This is a genomic window from Cellulomonas shaoxiangyii (assembly GCF_004798685.1).
Taxonomy (GTDB): domain Bacteria; phylum Actinomycetota; class Actinomycetes; order Actinomycetales; family Cellulomonadaceae; genus Cellulomonas; species Cellulomonas shaoxiangyii.
The window spans coordinates 614,589-634,987 of the sequence record NZ_CP039291.1 but is presented as its reverse complement, the minus strand read 5'-3'; the positions used below and the strand labels follow the sequence as shown (position 1 = coordinate 634,987).

The window sequence follows — 20,399 nt, the reverse complement described above, 5'->3', positions numbered from 1 at the left end:
ACCTCCGCCGGGGCGAGCGCACGGCGGTTCCCTAATCGTTTTGTCACGAAGCCCGCGACATCGAAGCGCTTCCCGCGGCCGCCGGGACCCGGCGGCGCGACCTCCGGACGGGTCGGACGCCGGTGCCGCCCGTCAGGGACGCGTGCGGACGTCGCGGTGGTACTCCCGCGTGGCACGCCGCCAGCGCGCCCGCTCCTCCGCGGCGAGCCGCGCGTCGGAGCGCCGGGCCTGCCACGCGGCCTCCTTGGCGAGGCGCCGCCAGCTGTCGTAGCGGCGGGCGTCGAGCGCACCGCTCTCGAGCGCCTCCCGGACCGCGCACCCCGGCTCGGCCCGGTGCGCGCAGTCGCGGAAGCGGCAGCGCGCCGCGAGCGCCGCCACGTCGGCGAACGTCGCGTCGAGGGCGTCCGCGTCGGCGACGAGGCCGACGCCACGGATGCCGGGGGTGTCGACGAGCACCGCGCCGCCCGCGAGCGGGACCAGCTCGCGGTGCGTCGTCGTGTGCCGGCCCCGGCCGTCCCCGCGGCGCTCCCCCGTGGCCATCACCTCGCGGCCCGCGAGCGCGTTCACCAGCGTCGACTTGCCGGCCCCCGACGGCCCGACGGCGACGAGCGCGACGCCCGGGCCCAGGAGCGCCCGCAGCGGCTCGAGGCCGTACCCCGTCGGCACGCCCACCGCGTGGACGTCGACGCCGAGCGCCACACCCGCCACGTCGGCGGCCATCCCCGCGGGGTCGGGCACCAGGTCGGCCTTCGTCAGGACCACGACCGGCGTCGCGCCGGACCGCCACGCGAGCGTCAGGAGCCGCTCGACCCGACCGAGGTCCGGGTCGGGGTCGAGGTGCTCGACGACCAGGACCACGTCGACGTTCGCCGCGAGGACCTGCGGGAGGGACGTGCGGCCCGCGGAGTCGCGGACGAGCGCCGTGCGCCGCGGGTGCAGCCGGGCGACGTGGGCGGGCGTCCGGTCGTCCGGCTGCTCGACCTCGACGAGGTCCCCCACGGTCGGCGGCACGCGCGACGCGTCCAGCGGGACGAGCCCGTCCCGGTCGAGCCCGACGCGCACCGGGGCGGCGCCGAGGTCGTCCGCGGGGACGACGAGGAGCGCGCCGCGGTCGGCGCGCACGACGCGGCACGGGCCGGTCACGCGGGCCGGTCGGGCCGGCGGCTCCGCGGAGGTCATGCCGGCGACGGTAGGCGCGCCGCGGACGACGCGGCACGCGCATTTTCCGCCGGCGCGACGGGCACCTGCCGGGCGAACCGGGACGGGGCCGTCAGCCGCCCACGTACTCCGGTCCCCCGGTGACGCCGAGCGCCTCCTCGAGCGACGGCGTGCCGTTGGCCGCCAGCCACGCCGTGAGCTCACGGCCGACCCAGCGCAGGTGCCAGCCCTCCGGCGCGTAACCCGTGACGTCGGTGTTCTGCTCGGTGTACCGCACGACGAAGCCGAACTCGCCGGCGCGCGCGGCGACCCACGTGCCCTCGGGCGTGGTCGCGAAGCACGTCTGCAGGTCGCAGGACGGGGTGGAGCCGCTGACCACGTCGACGGCCAGGCCCGTCTGGTGCTCCGAGTGCCCGGGCCGCGCGCTGTAGCGCTCGGCGTGCGCGAAGCCCCGGCGTGCCTCGATGTCGGCGCGCGCCGCCGCCTGCACGTCGTAGGACCGGTAGCCGCTGCGCACGCCCAGCGCGACGCCCTCGGCGCGGGCGGTCGTCAGCATCGCCGTCAGGTCGGCCGCGGCCAGCCCGCGGACCTGCACGCCCTCGACCTCCACGATGTCCGGCGGGACGTGGTCCGCGGGCAGCGGGTGCTGCTTGTTGACGACGACCCACGGCGACGCGGGGTCGGACGACGAGTGCTGGGCCAGGTCGAACGCCGGCGTCGGCGCCGACGTCGGGGCGGCGGTGCCCGCACTCTCGCGGGTGGGCACCGTCGGCGCCGACAGCGCGGCAGCCCACGGCTTGGGCTCGTGCGTGCGCCCGAGCGCCGTGCCCACCGTCAGGGCGTCGTCCACGCGCGGCCACAGCACCGCGCCGGCGACCACGAGCACCGCCGCTGCGGCCAGCACCACGACGGTCAGGCGTCCACGCGAGGGGGTCACCCGCGCGATGCTAGGCGCGATTCGGGACGAACCGGACGTTCGAGCGCGAACACCACCCGACGGTGTGGCACCGACGCCTCGGTCAGCCGCGCCTCGACGGCGTCGCCCAGGGGCAGGGGGGCCGCCCCCGTCACGCGCGCACGCACGGCCGGCTCGCGCAGCTGCAGCTGCCCCCGGGCCTCCCCGTCCCGCGGCTCGTCGGCGTCGACGACCACGCCGACGAACGTGCGGCCCACGGACGGGGCGAGCACGACGGCCTCGACCAGGTCGAGCACCCCGCGGTCGAACGCGCTCGCCCGCCGCCCGGTGCCCGCCATGGTCGCGGGCAGCCCGGGCAGGGCGTCGCGCACCCACGCGGGCACCTCCCGTCCCGCCGTCACGGCGAGGCAGACCTCCGTGCCGTAGCGGTCCACGAGGCGCCGCAGGGGCGCGGTGACGTGCGCGTACGGCAGCCGGATCGCGGCGTGCTCGGCCGCCTCGCCCGCGGGTGCCGGTGCGCCGTCGGCGCCGCCGAAGGCGACGTAGGCGGCGCCACGGAAGAGCGACGTCGCCTCCTGCAGGAAGGCGGCGTGGCCGTCGACCGCCGAGTCCAGGCGCGGCAGCAGGTCGCCGTACGGCTCGTCGGCGTCCCACGGGATCTCCAGGGCCGCGGCCGTGCGGCGCAGCCGGTCGACGTCGCGGGCGTCCGCCGGCGGCAGGGTGCGCAGCACGCCGACCCCGGCGTCGAGCATGATGCGCGCCGCGACGGCGCCCGTGAGCAGGGAGATCTGGGCGTTCCACCCCTCGACCGGCAGGGTGCGGCGGAACCGGAGCGACCAGCCCCCGGCGGGGTCGGGCACGACCTCCTGCTCCGGGACGTCGAGCGAGACGCCGCCGCGGGCACGCTCGCGCTCCTCGCGCAGCAGCCCGACGGCCCGGACGCCGGCGAGCACGTCGTCGGCCGTGCCGGCGTCGAGCGCCTCCTGCACGCCCTCGTACGTCAGCTGCGCCCGGCTGCGGACCACGGCGCGCTCGACCTGGACGTCCACCGGCTCGCCGTCGGCGTCGAGGTCGACGCGCCACAGCACGGCGGGGCGCGCCTGCCCGGGCAGGAGGCTCGCCGCCCCCTCCGAGAGCACCTCGGGGTGCAGCGGCACGCGACCGTCGGGCGCGTAGACCGTGGTGCCGCGCTCCTGCGTCGCGGCGTCCAGCGCGCCGCCGGGCCGCACGAACGACGCGACGTCCGCGATCGCGTAGTGGACGCGCCAGCCGCGACCGTGCGGCGCCACGTGCACGGCCTGGTCGAGGTCCGTGGAGCCGGCCGGGTCGACGGTGACGAACGGGATGTCGGTGCGGTCGGCGCGCGCGTGCAGCTCCGCGCGCTCCTCGGCGCCCGGTGCCGCGCCGGTGCGGGCCGCGTGCTCGGCCTCGGCGAGCGCGTCGGCGGGCCAGTCGCTGACCACCCCCACCTCGGCACGCAGGGACTCCAGGCCCGCGGCGACCTCGGCGGCGTCGGCGGGCGCAGCGGCAAGACGGACGGGGCGGCCGGGCACGCGCCGACTCTAGGTGGCGGCGGGCGGGTGCGCCGGTCGGGCGGGGGCGCCGGTCGGGCGGGGGCGCCGGTCGGGCGGGGGCGCCGGTCGCGGGGCGATGTCGCCGTCCCCGCGCCGCCGCCGCCCACCAGCCCTGACCCGGACGACCTCGTGACCGACCTGACCCTGCCCACCCCTGGTGCGGTCCTGCGCGCGTACGCCGGCGTCAGCCGAACAGGCGCGGCAGCGTGCCCTCCCAGACCTCACGGCCCTCGGACAGCGGCAGCGTGAACAGCCCCGCGATCTCGACCGCGGCCTCGTGCGCGTGCTCGGGGTCGCCCGCGACCGTGCCGGCGCCGGGCTCGCACGTCTCGGCGGTCTCGCCCAGGCGGATCACCGGCACGCCGCGCGCGGTGCACAGGTCGGCGAAGCGGACCTCCTCCGACCGCGGCACGGCGACGAGCGCGCGTGCCGTGGACTCGGCGAACAGCGCCTCGAACGGCGTGACGCCGTCGCGCGCGCACACGCCGTCGAGGGTGACCTGCACGCCCATGCCGTACCGCAGGCTCGACTCCACGAGGGCCTGCGCGAGGCCGCCCTCCGACAGGTCGTGCGCCGCGTCCACCAGGTCGTCGCGGGCCGCCGTGGCGAGCACCTGCGCGAGCCGGCGCTCGGCGTCGAGGTCGACGCGCGGCGGGGTGCCGCCGAGGTGGTCGTGCACGACGTCGGCCCACGCGGACCCGTCGAGCTCGCCGCGCGTCGTGCCGAGCAGGTAGACGGCCTGGCCGGGTGCGCGCCAGCCCGACGCGACCGCGTGGGCCACGTCGTCGAGCACGCCCAGCACGCCGACGACCGGCGTCGGGTGGATCGAGGAGTCGAGCTGACCGGGCTCCCCCGTGCCGTTGTAGAGCGAGACGTTGCCGCCGGTGACGGGCACCTCGAGCGTCCGGCACGCGTCGGCGAGGCCGCGGATCGCCTCGACGAGCTGCCACATCGAGTCCGGGTGCTCGGGGCTGCCGAAGTTGAGGCAGTCGGTCACGGCGAGCGGACGGGCACCCGACGTCGCGACGTTGCGGTACGCCTCCGCGAGCGCGAGCTGCGCACCCGTGTACGGGTCGAGCTTGGCGAACCGGCCGTTCGCGTCGGTCGCCAGGGCGACGCCGAGGCCCGTCGTCTCGTCGACGCGGACCACGCCCGCGTCGTCGGGCTGCGCGAGGGCGGTGTTGCCCTGCACGAACCGGTCGTACTGGTCGGTGACCCACGCCGGGGACGCGAGGTTCGGCGAGCCGAGCAGGCGCAGCACGGTCTCGCGCAGCTCCGCCTGGGTGGACGGGCGCGCGTACCGCTGCTGCCCCTCGGGGGTGCTGAGCGAGTCGGCGACGAGCGCGTCCTGCCACGCGGGGCGCGCGTACGGCCGGTCGTAGACGGGCCCCTCGTGCGCCACGGTCTTCGGGTCGACGTCGACGATGCGCTGCCCGAAGTGGTCGATCGTCAGGCGGCCGGTGCCGGTGACCTCGCCGATGACGGCGGTCTCGACGTCCCACTTCCCCGTGATCGCGAGGAACTCCTCGAGCTTCTCCGGCCGGACCACGGCCATCATGCGCTCCTGCGACTCCGACATGAGGATCTCGCCGGCGGTGAGCGTCGGGTCGCGCAGCAGCACGTTCTCGAGGTCGACGTGCATGCCGCCGTCACCGTTCGAGGCGAGCTCGCTCGTCGCGCACGAGATGCCGGCCGCGCCGAGGTCCTGGATGCCCTCCACCACCCGGGCGGCGTACAGCTCGAGGCAGCACTCGATGAGCACCTTCTCCATGAACGGGTCGCCGACCTGCACGCTCGGGCGCTTGCTCGGCTTGGTGTCGTCGAACGTCTCCGACGCGAGGATCGAGGCCCCGCCGATGCCGTCGCCGCCCGTGCGCGCGCCGAACAGGACGACCTTGTTGCCGACGCCCGACGCGTTGGCCAGGTGGATGTCCTCGTGCCGCAGCACGCCCAGGCACAGCGCGTTGACGAGCGGGTTGCCCTGGTAGCAGGCGTCGAACACGAGCTCGCCGCCGATGTTCGGCAGGCCGAGGCTGTTGCCGTACCCCCCGACGCCGGAGACGACGCCGTGCACGACGCGCGCCGTGTCGGGGTGGTCGACCGCACCGAACCGCAGCTGGTCCATGACCGCGACGGGCCGCGCGCCCATCGAGATGATGTCGCGGACGATGCCGCCGACGCCCGTCGCGGCGCCCTGGTACGGCTCGACGTACGACGGGTGGTTGTGCGACTCGACCTTGAACGTGACGGCCCAGCCGTCGCCGATGTCGACGACGCCGGCGTTCTCGCCGATGCCGACGAGCAGGTGCTCCCGCATCGCCGGCGTCGTCTTCTCGCCGAACTGGCGCAGGTGCGTCTTCGACGACTTGTACGAGCAGTGCTCCGACCACATGACGGAGTACATGGCGAGCTCGGCGGCCGTGGGACGCCGGCCGAGGATGTCGCGGATGCGCTGGTACTCGTCCGGCTTGAGGCCGAGCTCGGCGAACGGCTGGGCCTGGTCGGGGGTCGCGGCGGCGTTCTCGACCGTGTCGGACGCGTGCTGCGGGGCGGGCGCGGCGGCGGGGCGCACAGGTGCGGTGGTCATCGGTTCCCTCGGTGGGGGCCCGGGTCCGGGGGCGGCTCGCCCTCACCGGTCCCGCGCCGCGGGTCGGCAGACGCGCTCAGCGTACCGGCGCCGGGTGGGCCGACCACCGCACCGTCCCGGCACGTGGGCGCGGCGCGCACGCACCGCCGCCCCGGCGGGCGCGGGGCCCACCGGGGCGGCGGTGACGTGCTGCCGGCCCGGGCCGGTCAGCGCGTCGGGAAGTTGTCCGCCGTCATGATGCGGCTGCGGACGAACTGCCCGGACTGCGTCAGCTGCGACGTCCCGTAGCTCGAGCCCGCGCACGTGCCCGGGCGGAACGCGGCGCTGCTCTCGTTCGCGTCCGAGTACGTCCAGTTCACGTGGCTGATCTTGAGCTCGTCGAGCAGGTCGAGCCACGCCGTCGAGCTGGCGAGGTCGACCGTGCCGCCGCCGGTCGCGCTGGTGGTGCCCCACTCGGAGACGAACAGCGGGATCTTGCCGGCGGCGTTGCGGACCTCCGCGCGGTAGTTGTCGAGGTGCGACGCCGCGTAGAAGTGGAACGTGTACATGATGTTGGAGAACGTCAGCGGGTTGGCCACGATCTCCGCGGAGGTCGAGCCGTTGGAGACGCCGAGCGAGGACCAGCCCCGCGTGCCGACCAGGATCACCGCGTCCGGGTCCGCCGCGCGGATGATCGGGATGATCTGGTTGGCGTAGGTGCGGATCTGCTCCCACGAGACGCCGTTCGGCTCGTTCGCGATCTCGTAGATCACGTTCGTCTTCGCGGCGTTGCGCGTGGCGACGTTGCGGAAGAACGTCTTGGCGTTCTCGAGGTTCACGTTCGGGTCACCGGGCGTGAGGGTGTGGAAGTCCACGATGGCGTACATGCCGCGCTTCTCGGCCTCGTCGACGAGCCCGTTGACGCGGGACGTGAACCCGGCCGGGTTCGTGACGTAGCCGTCCTCGTTGACGTACATGGCGATGCGGAAGACGTCGGCCTTCCAGTCGTTCGCGAGCGTGTCCAGCGAGGCGGTGTTGTAGCAGCCGGGGAACCACTGCAGGCCGTGCGAGCTGATGCCGCGCAGCTGGATCGGGTTGCCGTACTGGTTGCAGAGGTTGACGCCGCAGACGCGGAGCTGGCCGTTGATCGCGACGGGCGTGGTGCCGGTGGGCGGCGGGGGGGTCGTCGTCTGCGTCGGGGTGGGCGTGGGGGTCGGCGTCCGCGTGGGCGTCGGGGTCGGCGTGGCCGTGGCCGAGCCGGTGCAGGCGACGCCGTTGACGGTGAACTGCGTCGGGACGGGGTTGGAGCCGCTCCACGAGCCGTTGAAGCCGAAGCTCGCGGTGCCACCGGTGCGCAGCGTGCCGTTCCAGCCGGCGTCCTTGACGGTGACCGTGCTGCCGGACTGGGTGGCCGTGCCGTTCCACGCCTGCGTGATCCGCTGGCCGGAGCCGAACGTCCAGCCGACGGTCCAGCCGGTGAGCGGGTCGCCGACGTTGGTGATCGTGACGTTGGCGCCGAAGCCGCCACCCCACTGGTTCGTGATGGCGTAGTCGACCCTGCAGCCGGCTGCGGCCTGCGCGGACGTGGCGGTGCCGGCACCGATCCCCGTCATCGCCAGCAGTGCCGCGGCCAGCAGGGCGACCGCCCTGGTGCGCTGGGACATGCGTCTCCTCGTGTGTGCGCGGCGCCGCGTCCCGCTCCGCTGCGGGCTCGCGCAGCGGATCGCCGCCTCGGGAGTCGAGGGTGCGCCGCGTGGGCGCGCGTTGCCAGGGCGCACGGCACGCCGGGGCCTACCGAATCGATTCGTCCCCGATCGGGTGGCCGCCGGACGTGATCCCGCCGGCGCCCGGGACAGCCCGTGGGACACCGGCACCCGGCGTCAGGCGCGCAGCCGACGCTCGACGGCCGTCCACCCCCGGGCCCGGGCGGCGAGGCGCACGTCGCCGAGCGACGCCGTGAGCGCCGCCGCCCGCTCCGTCACGGCCTCGGCGGCCTCGCGACCGACGTCGTCGAGCAGCTCGACGACCACCTCGCCGTCGGCGCGCTGCACCCAGCCGCCGACGACCCGCCCGTCCACCCAGACGGTCGGACCGGCGTTGCCGTTGCGGTCGTACACCTGCTCGCGGTGGGCGCCGAGGAACGGGTCCCGGTGCTTCCAGCCCATCGCGGTCGGGTCCAGCGCCGGCAGCAGCGCGACCCACGGGTCGGGCGGCGCGACGGCGTCCGCGTCGTCCGCCAGCAGCAGACCCGGCGCGCCGTCCTCGAGCACGACGTCCACGGTGTCGAGCGCGGCCAGCGCGGCGCGCGTGCGGGCGACGGTCCACCCTGCCCACCACTGCAGGTCCGCCGGACGGGCCGGGCCGTACGCGCGCAGCCACCGCTCGGCGAGCACCGCCGCGGCGTCGGCCGTCGCGGGAGCGGGCCCGAGGTCGCGCCAGTGCTGCGGCGTGGTCCAGCGGAACTGCGGCGTGGCCCACCCGCCGACCTGCCGGCCGCGCAGCACGCGCCCCTCGGCCGAGAGGACGGTGAGCAGCCGGCTGGCGACGCTCTGGGTCGTCTCGTACCTCGTGCCGCGCTCGAGCGTGACGCGTTGCGCGAGCAGCGCGTCGGCGGCGGCGAGCTCCGGTGCGGTGGCCTCGCCGGCGGACGCGAGCGCGTCGAGGAGGGCGCGCTCGGCCCGGGCGACCCACGGCTCGGGGGCGTCCGTGACGCCCGACGCGACGAGCAGCTGGTGCAGCAGCCGGCGTTGCTGCGCGGCGACCGTGTCACCCGCGGCGGCCAGCGCCGTCGCGGCGAGGTCGTGCGGCACCGCGAAGAGCGTGCGGCGCATCGCGAGCACGCGGAGGAGGTCGCGATCGTCGTAGAGGGCGCGCTCGACGTCGGCGGCCGTGGTGCCCGGGGCCCGCGCGAGCGCGGAGAGCACGGTCGACGCCGGGTCGGTGCTATGCAGCGCGACCACGGCGCGCGCGGCGCCCACCGGGTCGGCGGCGGCGTGCCCGGGCGCGAGCGCGTGGCGGCGCCCGAGCCGGGCACGCCGCTCCTCGGCGGTCACGGTGCGGGGCCCAGGACTCGTCACACCGCGGACGCTAGTAGTGCGGTCCGACACCGCCCGCCCGCATGACCCGGGCCACGCCGTGTCCGTCCCATCGCCCGCCCCGCGGCGTCGGACCCTGCCGTGGTGGTGGGCGGGGCTGCTCCTCGGATACGGCCCACGACGGCGGAGGACCGACGCCGCGCAGGGGCTCAGGCGTCGGCGTCCGTGGGGTTGCAGCGCGTCGCGAGCATCGTGACCGTGTCGACGTCGGGCCGCCACGGCTCGAGGTTCCACGCGTCCTTCTCGGGTGCGCCGAGCGCGTGGCACCACAGCTGCGCCCGCATGGAGGCCGACGCCGCCTCGGGCTCCGCGGCGGCGAGCTGGGCGGCGAGCGCCTCCTGCGCAGCCAGCGCGCCGCCCCGCACCCACCCGGCCGGCACGACGGCGAGGGAGCGCCCGCCCTCCGCCTCGCCCCAGGTCGCGGACACCAGCGCCGTGGTCCCGAGCACGAACGAGGCGGCGCCGGACCCGGCGTCGAGCGCGACCACGTCACCCTCGACGCGCCAGGAGGCGCGTCCTGCGCCGGCGGCCGTCGGCGCAGCGAGCGCCGCGAGGACCGCACCGTCCGCGTCGCGCAGCACGACCGAGCCGTCCACCTGCGACTCGACGGTCCCTCCCCGCGGGGGCGCGGCCCACGCGAGCACGCCCGCCGGCCCCGTCACGGTGACGGTGCTCGCCCCCTCCGCCGGCGCAGGCACGTCGACCTGCACCGCGTCCGCCGCGGGCAGGAGCGCCCCGGCCGCCGTCCCGAGCGGCACGCCGGAGTCCCGCACCTCCCCCGCGGCCGGGACCTCCGGGGTCGGCACGGCCGCCGGCGACGTCGCCACCGAGACGCTCGGGCCCGGGCCGTCGGCCGCCACCCCGCACGCGGCGACGCCCACCGCGACGCCCGCCACGAGGACGCCTCGACCCCACCCCCACCGGACCACGTCGCGACGGTAGCCGCCGGGCGCCGGAGCCGACGAGGGTGAGGTCGACCAGGTCGTTGGCGCCGCGGCCGGTGATCGTCGCCACGACCTGCCGGGCGGTGGCGGTGCCGTCGGCAGACAGGGCCCGGACGTGTCGCCGACCCGGACGTCCGAGATCGCCTTCGTCGACCCGTCGGCCAGCACCACCCGGGTGGCGGGCGTGAAGGAGTTGCACTCCTTCTTCTGGTTCTCGGCCTGCTTGCGGGCCTGCTGGTTGGCCTTCTTGGGCGAGTCGACTTCCTTGGACGTGCGCGCCGCGACCTGGCGTGACTCGGTGGCCGCGTTCCTGGCCTGGGAGACCGCGGTGTTCGCCTTCTGCACCGCCGCGGTGTCCGGCACCACCTTCGCGGGGGACGCCTTCGGGATCTCCGACAACGCCCGGCGGGCGAGCCGGAGCCGCGAGCAGGCCAGAAGTCGTCAGGTGCGCCCGGTGCCGGAGCGTTGGCGACGGTCTCGCCTCCTGCGCGGCTCTCGACGCCGAACCGGCCAACGGGTTGACCGTTCCCACGTGGATCTGTCCCCGTGCGTCGACAGGGACCACAAGGATCTGGCCTGCCCCGGCATGACGACAGCCACGCGAGACGGGACGATCGTCCCGGCGGGACGGCCGAGATGCGTGCCGCTCATTCCGCGGCGCCTCGAGTGAAGATCACGATGTCGTCCGGCGCAATCTCCGCGTTCCCTCGCACTCTCGTCCAGCCTTTCGCCAGCAGCTGCTCGAGCCATGCAGGCGTCGCCCGCGTCGCGAGATCGCTCCCACGCACGCGTCGACCGGCGCCGGGGCGGCGCTCGCACGGACGCGGCTGCATCGGCGCAGGTCGGCGCTGGTGTCGCGATTCACCCGATTCGTCCGTACTCGCCACTCCCGACGCGGGAGATGAGAGAACTCTCATGCTGCGCCCCCTCGCCCCACCCGGACCGGGGCGTCCGGAACGCCCGCCGCTGACCCGGTGGCACGCCGTCCCGAGCGGTGCTGTGCTGCCGGGATGGACCACTTCACCCGGGACGGCCTCCGGTTCGACGTGCGCGACCACCCGCCGGCCGACCCGGGCCACGACGCGCCCGTCGCGGTGCTGCTGCACGGCTTCCCGCAGGACGCCTCCGCCTACGACGCCGTGGTCCCGCTGCTCACGCGGGCCGGTGTGCGCGTGCTGGTCCCGGACCAGCGCGGCTACTCCCCGGGTGCCCGGCCGCCCGGCCGCCGGCCGTACGCGGTGCCCGAGCTCGTCGCCGACGTCGTCGCGCTGCTCGACGCGGCGGGGGTCGACGAGGCGCACGTGGTCGGGCACGACTGGGGCGGCGCCGTCGCGTGGGCCGTCGCGGCGCGCGTGCCCGACCGGACCGCGTCCCTCACCGCGCTCGGCACACCGCACCCGGCGGCGATGCGCGCGGGGCTGCTGCGCGGCAGCCAGGCCGTGCGCTCGTCCTACGTCGGCTTCTTCCAGCTGCCGGGGGTGCCCGAGCGGCTGCTGCTCGCCGACGGCGGCGCGCGCCTGCGCCGGTCGCTCACCACGGCGGGCCTCGAGCCGGACCGCGCGGAGCGCTACGTCGCGCGCATGCGCGAGCCCGGCGCGCTCACCGCCGCGCTCGCCTGGTACCGGGCCCTGCCGGTCCCGAGCGGTGGCGGCACGGCCCGCGTCGAGGTCCCGACGACGTACGTCGCGGCCCGCCGCGACCCGTTCTTCGCGCCCGCGTCCGTCGCCGCGACCGCCCGCCACGTCGACGGCCCGTACCTGCGGGTCGACCTCGACGCCGACCACTGGCTGCCCGAGCACCGGCCCGCCGACGTCGCCGCGGCCGTGCTCGGCAACGTCCGGTGACGCCGGGCCGATGAGGCTGTGGTCGCTGCACCCCGCGCTGCTCGACCGGCAGGGCCTGACCGCGTGCTGGCGCGAGGCGCTGCTGGCGCAGGCCGTGCTGCTGGGCCGCACGCGGGGGTACACGAGGCACCCGCAGCTCGACCGGTTCCGCGCCCAGCCGGAGCCTGCCGTCGCCGTCGCCGCGTACCTGCACGGGCTGCGCGACGAGGCCACCCGGCGCGGCTACCGGTACGACGCCGCGCGCGTGCACCTGCCCGACGACGCCCGCACGCGCGGCACGGCCCGCCTGCCGGTCACGTCCGGGCAGCTCGAGCTCGAGTGGCGCCACCTGCTCACCAAGCTGGCGGGGCGCTCCCCGGACCGGCACCGCTGGGTCGCCGCCGTCGGACGGCCGTCGCCGCACCCGCTGTTCGTCGTCGTCCCGGGCGACGTCGAACCGTGGGAACGGGCGTCCTGACCCGTCGCCGGGCCGTCAGCCCCGGACGTGCTTCTCCGGGATCGGCGCCGCGCCCGACGCCCGCTGGGCGCGGTAGTGCGCCCGCGCCTGCTCCTGCCGCTCGTGCTCAGCGCCCGAGGAGATGGGCGCACGCAGGTGCTCCTGCCGGTAGCCGAAGGCGTCGACCAGGTCCTGCGCGTGCGGGCGCAGGCGGACCAGCAGGCGGTCGATGTACGACGTCACGGTGCGCGCACGCCCGGCCGACAGGCGCCCGTTGATGAGGTACCAGGCGAGGTTGCGCTCGACCAGCGAGAGGCCGAACAGGTCGCGCACCCACGTGAGGACCTGCCGGGTGGCGGGGTCCTCGACGCCCGCGAGCGCGCGCGTGAACGCCTCCCACTGGACGCGCTCGGCGTGCGCCGCGGCGGCCTCGATCAGGTCGTGCTGGTGCGTGTCGAACAGCGCCGCCGCCTTCTCGGGGCTCATCGTGCGCGCGGGCGCCAGGGCCTGGGCCACCTGCGCGACCATCGTCTCCACGCGGTCCGTGAGCAGGTCGCGCTGCGTCTCCTCGTCGCGCAGCCGGCCGACGGACCGGCGTGCGTCCCCGAGGTCCCCCAGCGCCTGCACGGCACGCACGAGCGGCGTGCGGTGCAGCGCGGCGTCGGCGACGCGCTCCGCGACGAACCGCGCCATGTCGCCGCGGTCGCTCTGCAGCGCCGTCAGCGACTTGGCGTAGTCCCCGAGCAGGCGCTTCGCGACGAGCTGGTAGAGCACCGTGTTGTCGCCCTCGAAGGTCACGTACACGTCGAGGTCGGCGCGCAGGCCGGTGAGCCGGTTCTCGGCCAGGAACCCCTGCCCGCCGCACGCCTCGCGCGCCGTCTGGATCGTGCGCAGCGCGCCCCACGTGGACGTCGGCTTGAGCGCCGCGGCGAGCGTCTCGAGGTCCTCGCGGGCCTCGGGCGTGTCCCCGCGTCCCGAGAAGACGTCGTCGAACGCGGCGAGCAGCTCCTCGTGCGCGAACGTCGCCGCGTACGCCTCCGCGACGAGCGGCAGGAGGCGGCGGCGGTGCTGCCCGTAGTCGAGGAGCGTGACCTCGTCCGACCCGCCGCCGGCGAACTGCCGGCGCTGGTTCCCGTACGTCACGGCGATGGCGAGCGCGATCTTGCTCGCGTTGACCGCCGCGCCGTCGAGCGAGACGCGGCCCTGCACGAGCGTGCCGAGCATCGTGAAGAACCGGCGACCGGGGCTCGCGATCGGCGACGAGTACGTGCCGTCGGGCGCGACGTCGCCGTACCGGTTGAGCAGGTTCGTGCGCGGCACGCGGACGCGGTCGAAGTGCAGCCGCCCGTTGTCGATGCCGTTCAGGCCGCCCTTGACGCCGTCGTCCTCCCCGGCGATCCCGGGCAGGAACTCGTGCGTCTGCGGGTCGCGGATCGGCGTGTAGAAGGCGTGCACGCCGTGGTTGACCTTCGGTCCGCCCGGTGCGGCGGTGACGAGCTGCGCGAACACCACGGCGGCCGTGCCGTGCTGCGCCGCGTTGCCGAGGTAGTCCTTCCACGCCCCGCGGAACGGCGTGTGGATCACGAACTCCTGCGCCTCGGCGTCGTACTCGGCGGTCGTGCCGATCGACGCGACGTCCGAGCCGTGGCCCGTCTCCGTCATGGCGAACGCGCCGGGCACCTGCAGGTGCATCGCGCCCGGCAGGAACGTCTCGTGGTGGTACTCGGTGCCGAGGTGCAGGATCGCGGACGCGAACAGCCCCCACTGCACGCCCGCCTTGATCTGCAGCGACGGGTCGCCGGCGACGAGCTCCTCGAACCGTGCGAGCGAACCGCCGTGGTCGTCCGCACCGCCGTGCCGCGCAGGGAACGAGCGCAGCACGTCGTGCTCGGCCTCGAGGCGGCGCAGCTGGTGCAGCACGCGCTCGCGGTGCTCCGCCGCCGGCATGCCCTCGATCTTCTGGAAGTCGGGGTCGGCGGTGACGGCGCGCGCCTCGCGGCGCAGCTGCGCGTACTGGCCGAGCAGCAGGTTCTCGAGCGCGGCGACGTCCACACGGTCGGTGGGCTGGTCCTTCGCGGCGCCGGACGGTGCGGGACGGGCCGCGGGGCGGGCGGTCGTGGTGGTCATCGCTGCTCCCTCGGGGTGCCGGCCGCGTGGTCGCTGCCGGTCGGGCGGGTCGGTGCCTGGTGGGCGGGTGCCGGTACGTCGTCGGTCGGTGCGTCGGGTGCGGGTGCGTCGGGTGCGGGTGCGTCGGGTGCGGGTGCGTCGGGTGCGGGTGCATCGGGGGTGGATCGGTCGCGCGGCGGCCGGTCGCGCGCGAGCAGGCCGACCGGGCCGGCCCACAGCCACGCGGCGACCTGGGCGGTCAGCACCTCGCGGTCGGGGGTGCCGGGGTCGTCGCGGTGGGCGAGCCACCACTCCCCGGCGCCGCGCACGAAGCCGACGGCGCCGGCGGCCCACGACTCGGCCAGCGCGCGGGTGGCGGCGTCCGGCCCCGCGGCCGGCGCGGCGTCGCCCGGGCGGCGGGCGACCTGGCGCCCGTCCCGGTCCTCGGTGAGCCCGCGGGCGAAGGGTGCGGCGACCAGCGCCGTCACCGAGTCGAGGAAGTGCCCGAGCGGCCCGCCGGACTCGACCGAGCCGTCCCGCGTCACGAAGGCGTACACGTGCGGCGACGACTCGATCATCTCGAGGTAGACCGCCACCATCGCCCGCAGGCCGTCCCGCGGCGTCGGCGCGACCCGCAGGACGCCCTCGAGCGCCCCCTGGATCTGCAGCACGACCGCCTCGGCGACCGCGATCTGCAGGCCGGTCTTGTCGGTGAAGTAGCGGTACACGATCGACTTCGACGTGCCGGCGGCGGCCGCGATCTCCTCCATCGACACGTCGGGGCCCCGGTGGTGCACCGTGCGGCGCGCGACCCGGAGGAGCTCGGCGCGGCGGGCCTCGCGGTGGTCGGCCCAGCGCGTGGACCGCCCGTCGGCGGGTGCGCCGTCGAGGTCGTCGTCCGCGGGCCCACCCGAGGTGCCGTCCCCGGCGTCCGTGGCCGGGACGGGCGCCACGGCCAGGGCGCGGCGGGGGGCCGCGTCGTCGCGAGCGGGGGGCGGGGCCGTCGTCCTCGACGGTCCGGGCGTGACGGACCTCACGCAACCGAAGGTATCAGGTACTGTGGGTTTCGGACATCACCGGGACCGACGTCCCTCGACGCGCCACACCGCACGCGGTAGGGCGCCCACGGGGCCTGCGACGGTCGCACCACCGGCTCGAGTTCGTCATCAGTGCCGATGCGAGAGGGAACGCCCGACATGGCAGCCTCCACCCCCGACCCGAGCACCACCGACACCGCCGCCACCGCGACGACCGGCCCCCGCGCCGCGTACGTCCTCGGCGGCAACCGGATCCCGTTCGCCCGTGCCGGCGGCGCGTACGCACAGGCGTCGAACCAGGACATGCTCACCGTGGCCCTCGACGGGCTCGTCGCCCGCTACGGCCTGCAGGGGGAGCGGATCGGCGAGGTCGCCGCCGGCGCCGTGCTCAAGCACAGCCGCGACTTCAACCTCACGCGCGAGGCCGTGCTCGGCTCGGCGCTGTCGCCGACGACGCCGGCCTACGACGTGCAGCAGGCGTGCGCCACCGGCCTCGAGACCGTCGTCTCCCTGTCGAACAAGATCCGCCTCGGCCAGCTCGAGTCCGGGATCGCCGGGGGCGTCGACACGACGTCCGACGCGCCCATCGCCGTGAGCGACCGGCTGCGCCGCGTCCTGCTCGACCTCTCGCACGCCAAGACCCCGCAGCAGCGCCTGACGGCCATCGCCCGCCTGCGCCCCAAGGACCTCGCGCCCGCGACGCCGCGGACGTCCGAGCCCCGCACGCACCTGTCCATGGGCGAGCACCAGGCCCTCACGACGGCGCAGTGGGGCATCACCCGCGAGGCGCAGGACGAGGTCGCGCTGCGCAGCCACCAGCGCCTCGCCGCCGCGTGGGACGCCGGGTTCTTCGACGACCTCGTGACGCCGTACCGCGGCCTCGCGCGCGACGGCAACCTGCGCGCGGACACCTCCATGGAGAAGCTCGCCAAGCTCCGACCGACGTTCGGGCTCGGGCTCGACACGCCCGCGACGATGACGGCCGGCAACTCCACGCCGCTCACCGACGGCGCGTCCACGGTGCTGCTCGGCTCCGCGCAGTGGGCGGCCGAGCACGACCTCACCCCGCTCGCCGCGGTCGTCGACGCCGAGGCCGGCGCCGTCGACTTCGTGCACGGCGTCGACGGACTGCTCATGGCGCCGGTGTTCGCCGTGCCGCGCCTGCTCGCCCGGCACGGGCTCACGCTCGACGACTTCCAGTACGTCGAGATCCACGAGGCGTTCGCGTCGACCGTGCTCACGACCCTCGCCGCGTGGGAGTCCGACGAGTTCGGCCGCGAGCGCCTCGGGCTCGACGGCGCGTTCGGCACGGTGAAGACCGACCGGCTCAACGTGCACGGCTCGTCGCTCGCCGCGGGCCACCCGTTCGCCGCCACGGGCGGACGCATCGTCGCCACCATCGCCAAGGAGCTGCACCGCCGGCGCGCCGCGCAGGTCGCCGCCGGGGACGACTCCCCCGTGCGCGCCCTCGTGTCCGTGTGCGCCGCGGGCGGGCTCGGCCTCACCGCGATCCTCGAGGCCCCCTGACCGCCGGGTCGTACGCCCCCACCCCCCCGCGGGGCGTGCGGCCCGGCACCCTTTCTCCCGACGCCCGTGGCGCTCGTCCGCCCGGCCGGACCCACGCAGGAGCAGCGATGACCGACACGTACCTCGAGCTCGTCAACAGCGGCCTCACCAAGAAGCTCGCGCAGCAGCTCGGCCTGCCGCGCCCGGCACGCCTGCGCCGGCACCGGCCGGGGCAGCCGCTGCTGGACGGACCGGTGCTCGTGCTGGGCACCGGCCCGGACGCCGACGCGGTGGCGACCCTCCTCTCCTCGCCGGCCGGCGGACCCACCGCGCCCCTCGCTGCCGACACGCCCTCCGTGCTCGACGGCTGGGACCTCGAGGTGCACCGCCACGCGACGCCCGACGTGCGGTACGCCGCCGTGGTGCTCGTGCTCACCGACGTCGCGCACCCCGACGACCTCACGGCACCGGTCCTCGCCGCCGCGTCGACGCTCAAGACCCTGCGTCCCGGGGCACGCGTCGTGACGATCTCGCGTCCCGCGCTCGACACGGACGCGCCGGCGGTCGCCGCCGCGCGGCAGGGCGTCGACGGGTTCCTCCGCTCGCTCGCCAAGGAGCTGCGCGCGGGCGGGACCGGCAACGGGCTGGTCGTCGCGGCCGACGTACCGGTCACGGCGGCGAGCGTCGTGGCGGGGCTGCGGTTCTTCCTGTCCGCCCGGTCGGCCTTCGTGGACGGGCAGCTGCTCGAGGTGGACTCCGACGCGGGCGAGCTGCCCGCCGACTGGGAGCAGCCGCTGGCGGGCAAGGTCGCGGTCGTCACGGGCGCGGCACGCGGCATCGGCGCGGCGATCGCCGACGTGCTGGCCCGGGACGGTGCCACCGTCGTCGCGGTCGACGTGCCCGCGGCCGGCGAGCAGCTCGCGCAGGTGGCGAACCGGGTCCGGGGCACCGCGCTGCAGCTCGACGTCACCGCGGCCGACGCCGGCGAGCGGATCCTCGAGCACGCGCGTGCCCGGCACGGCCGGCTGGACGTCGTCGTGCACAACGCCGGCATCACGCGCGACAAGCTGCTGGCCAACATGTCCGACGACAAGTGGTCGTCGGTGCTGGCCGTGAACATCGCCGCGCAGCTGCGCATCAACGAGGCGCTGCTGACGTCCGGCGACTTCGTGGACGCGCCGCGGATCGTCGCGCTCGCGTCCACGTCGGGCATCGCGGGCAACCGCGGGCAGACGAACTACGCGGCGAGCAAGGGCGGCGTCATCGGCATGGTCCGCGCGACCGCGCCCCTGCTGGCGGCGTTCGGCGGCACGGCCAACGCGGTGGCGCCCGGGTTCATCGAGACCGAGATGACCGCGCGCATCCCGGCGGTCACGCGCCAGGTCGCGCGCCGCCTCAACTCGCTGCAGCAGGGCGGGCTGCCCGTCGACGTCGCGGAGGCCATCGCGTTCCTCGCGTCGCCCGCCGCCGGCGGGATCGTCGGCCGCACGCTGCGCGTGTGCGGGCAGAACATGGTCGGCCGGTGAGCGACGCGCGCGAGGTCGTGCTGCCCGCCGTCCCCGGGCTCGGCGGGCTGTACGGCCGCGGGGCGGCCGGGGCGGCACGGCTGGCGCTGCGCGGTGGTGGCTCGCGGCGGGTGCAGCGGCCCCTGCCGGACGTCGTCGACGCCGTCGACGGCGTGCGCGTCGACGCGGCGCACCTGACGGCCTACCAGCGGCTGCTCGGCGAGCCCGGCACGGACGCGCTGCCCGCCGGGTACGTGCACGTGCTGGCCTTCCCGGTCGCGACGGCGCTCATGGTCCGCGACGACTTCCCGCTCCCGCTGCTCGGGATGGTGCACCTGGCCAACCGGGTCGAGCAGCGGCGGCCGCTGGTGCTCGGGGACGTGCTGCGCGTCCGGGCCCACGCCGAGGCGATGCGACCGCACCCGCGCGGGACGCAGGTGGACCTCGTCGTGGAGGTCGCGACGGATGCGGCGTCGGATCGTGCGGACGGCGTCGCGTGGCGTGGCGTCTCGACGTACCTCGCACCCGGGCTGCGTCTCGCGGACGCCGTCGACGAGCCCGCCGCCGAGCGGACGGCGTTCGCGCCGCCGGCCCCCACGGGCACGTGGCGGCTCGACGGGGACACGGGCCGCCGGTACGGCGCGGTGTCGGGCGACCGCAACCCGATCCACCTGTCCGCGCTCACCGCCCGGCCGTTCGGGTTCCCGCGGGCGATCGCGCACGGCATGTACACGGCGTCGCGGCTGCTCGCGGACGTGGGAGCGGCACGCGGCGACGCGTTCGTGTGGTCGGTCGAGTTCGTGAAGCCGGTCCTGCTGCCCGGAACCGTGGCGGTCAGCACGCGCCCCGCCGACGGCGGCGGCTACGACCTCGCCGCATGGCACGCCCGCACGGGCAAGCCCCACGTCCTCGGCTCGATCCACCCCCTCCCCTGACCCTCCCTCCCCCATCCCCCGCTCGAACCCGGAGTTCCTGACCACCTCGGCCCCGCCGTGATCAGCAACTCCGGGTTCGCCGACGCGACCGGGGGTGAGGTCACGAAACCGGAGATCCTCGGCCCCGACGTGGTCAGGAACTCCGGTTTCGGCGGCGCGACCGGGGTGACGTGACGGTGTGAGCGGTCGCGTGCGGGGCGCCCGGGGGTGCCGCCGACGAATCGGGCCGTTCTCGGGCAGGGCGGGCTCACCCTGTGCCCCGGCCCGCGCACCGCCCTACGGTGGCGGGGACGCCCGTCGTCCGACGCCGCACCCGGCCACGGCGGGCCGCGAGGAGGCACCGTGAGCAGCACCCGGCAGATGGTCGAGGCCTACCCCGGCGACCCGTTCGCCCCCGTCGACGAGCTCGTCGCGTGCATCGAGGCGTGCCTCGCGTGCGCCCAGGCGTGCACCGCGTGCGCCGACGCCTGCCTGGGCGAGGAGCACGTCGCGGACCTGCGTGCGTGCATCCGGTCGGACGCGGACTGCGCCGACGTCTGCACCGCCACCGCGGCGGTGCTCAGCCGGCAGACCGAGCCCGACCTGCGCGTCGTCGCCGCGCTGCTCGAGGCGTGCGCCGTCGCGTGCGGGCAGTGCGCCGCCGAGTGCGAGCAGCACGTCGGCATGCACGAGCACTGCCGCGTGTGCGCGGAGGCGTGCCGGCGGTGCGAGGCGGCGTGCCGCGCGCTGCTCGCGTCCATGGCCTGACCTCCATGGCCTGATCGCCGGTCGCGGGAC

15 protein-coding genes are annotated in these 20,399 nt (G+C 76.2%); 6 read left to right on the top strand and 9 right to left on the bottom strand.

Going from position 1 to position 20,399, the window contains the following annotated elements; translation table 11 throughout:
• Positions 1-132 precede the first annotated feature (132 nt).
• The 7 genes from rsgA to E5225_RS17695 all read right to left on the bottom strand — a co-directional run bounded on the left by rsgA (position 133) and on the right by E5225_RS17695 (position 10,616).
• On the bottom strand, positions 133-1,179 hold the full coding sequence (gene rsgA, locus E5225_RS02845) for a ribosome small subunit-dependent GTPase A (protein WP_135972976.1): 1,047 nt from the start codon (positions 1,177-1,179) through the stop codon (positions 133-135).
• Between the two features lie 91 nt (positions 1,180-1,270).
• Positions 1,271-2,095, bottom strand: coding sequence for a M15 family metallopeptidase (locus tag E5225_RS02840; RefSeq protein ID WP_135972975.1), 825 nt, complete (start codon positions 2,093-2,095; stop codon positions 1,271-1,273).
• Entirely contained in the window at positions 2,092-3,627 is a 1,536-nt protein-coding gene (locus E5225_RS02835; RefSeq protein WP_135972974.1) for an RNB domain-containing ribonuclease, read from the bottom strand. Before E5225_RS02835 ends, E5225_RS02840 begins: the two co-directional genes overlap by 4 nt.
• Before the next feature lie 205 nt (positions 3,628-3,832).
• Entirely contained in the window at positions 3,833-6,235 is a 2,403-nt protein-coding gene (purL, locus tag E5225_RS02830) for a phosphoribosylformylglycinamidine synthase subunit PurL (protein ID WP_135972973.1), read from the bottom strand.
• 206 nt (positions 6,236-6,441) lie between these two features.
• A complete protein-coding gene (locus E5225_RS02825; protein WP_208012501.1) occupies positions 6,442-7,878 on the bottom strand; it encodes a cellulase family glycosylhydrolase in 1,437 nt (478 codons plus the stop codon).
• Positions 7,879-8,094: 216 nt separating this feature from the next.
• The gene (locus E5225_RS02820) at positions 8,095-9,291 is read right to left on the bottom strand and encodes a winged helix DNA-binding domain-containing protein (protein ID WP_208012500.1); all 1,197 of its coding nucleotides are present in this window, start codon (positions 9,289-9,291) and stop codon (positions 8,095-8,097) included.
• Between the two features lie 167 nt (positions 9,292-9,458).
• A complete protein-coding gene (locus E5225_RS17695) occupies positions 9,459-10,616 on the bottom strand; it encodes a DUF2599 domain-containing protein (protein WP_135972972.1) in 1,158 nt (385 codons plus the stop codon).
• Positions 10,617-11,263: 647 nt separating this feature from the next.
• Between E5225_RS17695 and E5225_RS02810 the strand changes: the two genes are divergently transcribed.
• Positions 11,264-12,097, top strand: coding sequence for an alpha/beta fold hydrolase (locus tag E5225_RS02810; protein ID WP_135972971.1), 834 nt, complete (start codon positions 11,264-11,266; stop codon positions 12,095-12,097).
• Between the two features lie 10 nt (positions 12,098-12,107).
• On the top strand, positions 12,108-12,554 hold the full coding sequence (locus E5225_RS02805) for a pyrimidine dimer DNA glycosylase/endonuclease V (protein ID WP_135972970.1): 447 nt from the start codon (positions 12,108-12,110) through the stop codon (positions 12,552-12,554).
• A 15-nt stretch (positions 12,555-12,569) separates the two neighbouring features.
• Here the strand turns inward: E5225_RS02805 and E5225_RS02800 are convergent, their stop codons facing one another.
• Both E5225_RS02800 and E5225_RS02795 read right to left on the bottom strand, forming a co-directional pair.
• Entirely contained in the window at positions 12,570-14,660 is a 2,091-nt protein-coding gene (locus E5225_RS02800) for an acyl-CoA dehydrogenase family protein (protein WP_135972969.1), read from the bottom strand.
• Complete coding sequence (locus E5225_RS02795) at positions 14,657-15,676, bottom strand: TetR/AcrR family transcriptional regulator (RefSeq protein ID WP_243738164.1); 1,020 nt, start codon at positions 15,674-15,676, stop codon at positions 14,657-14,659. Before E5225_RS02795 ends, E5225_RS02800 begins: the two co-directional genes overlap by 4 nt.
• Before the next feature lie 159 nt (positions 15,677-15,835).
• Between E5225_RS02795 and E5225_RS02790 the strand changes: the two genes are divergently transcribed.
• From E5225_RS02790 to E5225_RS02775, 4 genes are all read left to right on the top strand, one after another.
• On the top strand, positions 15,836-17,203 hold the full coding sequence (locus E5225_RS02790; protein ID WP_135972968.1) for an acetyl-CoA C-acetyltransferase: 1,368 nt from the start codon (positions 15,836-15,838) through the stop codon (positions 17,201-17,203).
• 107 nt (positions 17,204-17,310) lie between these two features.
• Positions 17,311-18,708: a 3-oxoacyl-ACP reductase gene (locus tag E5225_RS02785; RefSeq protein WP_135972967.1), complete on the top strand. Its 1,398-nt coding sequence runs from the start codon at positions 17,311-17,313 to the stop codon at positions 18,706-18,708.
• Complete coding sequence (locus tag E5225_RS02780; protein WP_135972966.1) at positions 18,705-19,622, top strand: MaoC/PaaZ C-terminal domain-containing protein; 918 nt, start codon at positions 18,705-18,707, stop codon at positions 19,620-19,622. Before E5225_RS02785 ends, E5225_RS02780 begins: the two co-directional genes overlap by 4 nt.
• 360 nt (positions 19,623-19,982) lie before the next feature.
• Complete coding sequence (locus E5225_RS02775) at positions 19,983-20,369, top strand: four-helix bundle copper-binding protein (protein ID WP_208012505.1); 387 nt, start codon at positions 19,983-19,985, stop codon at positions 20,367-20,369.
• The last annotated feature ends 30 nt before the right edge of the window (positions 20,370-20,399 follow it).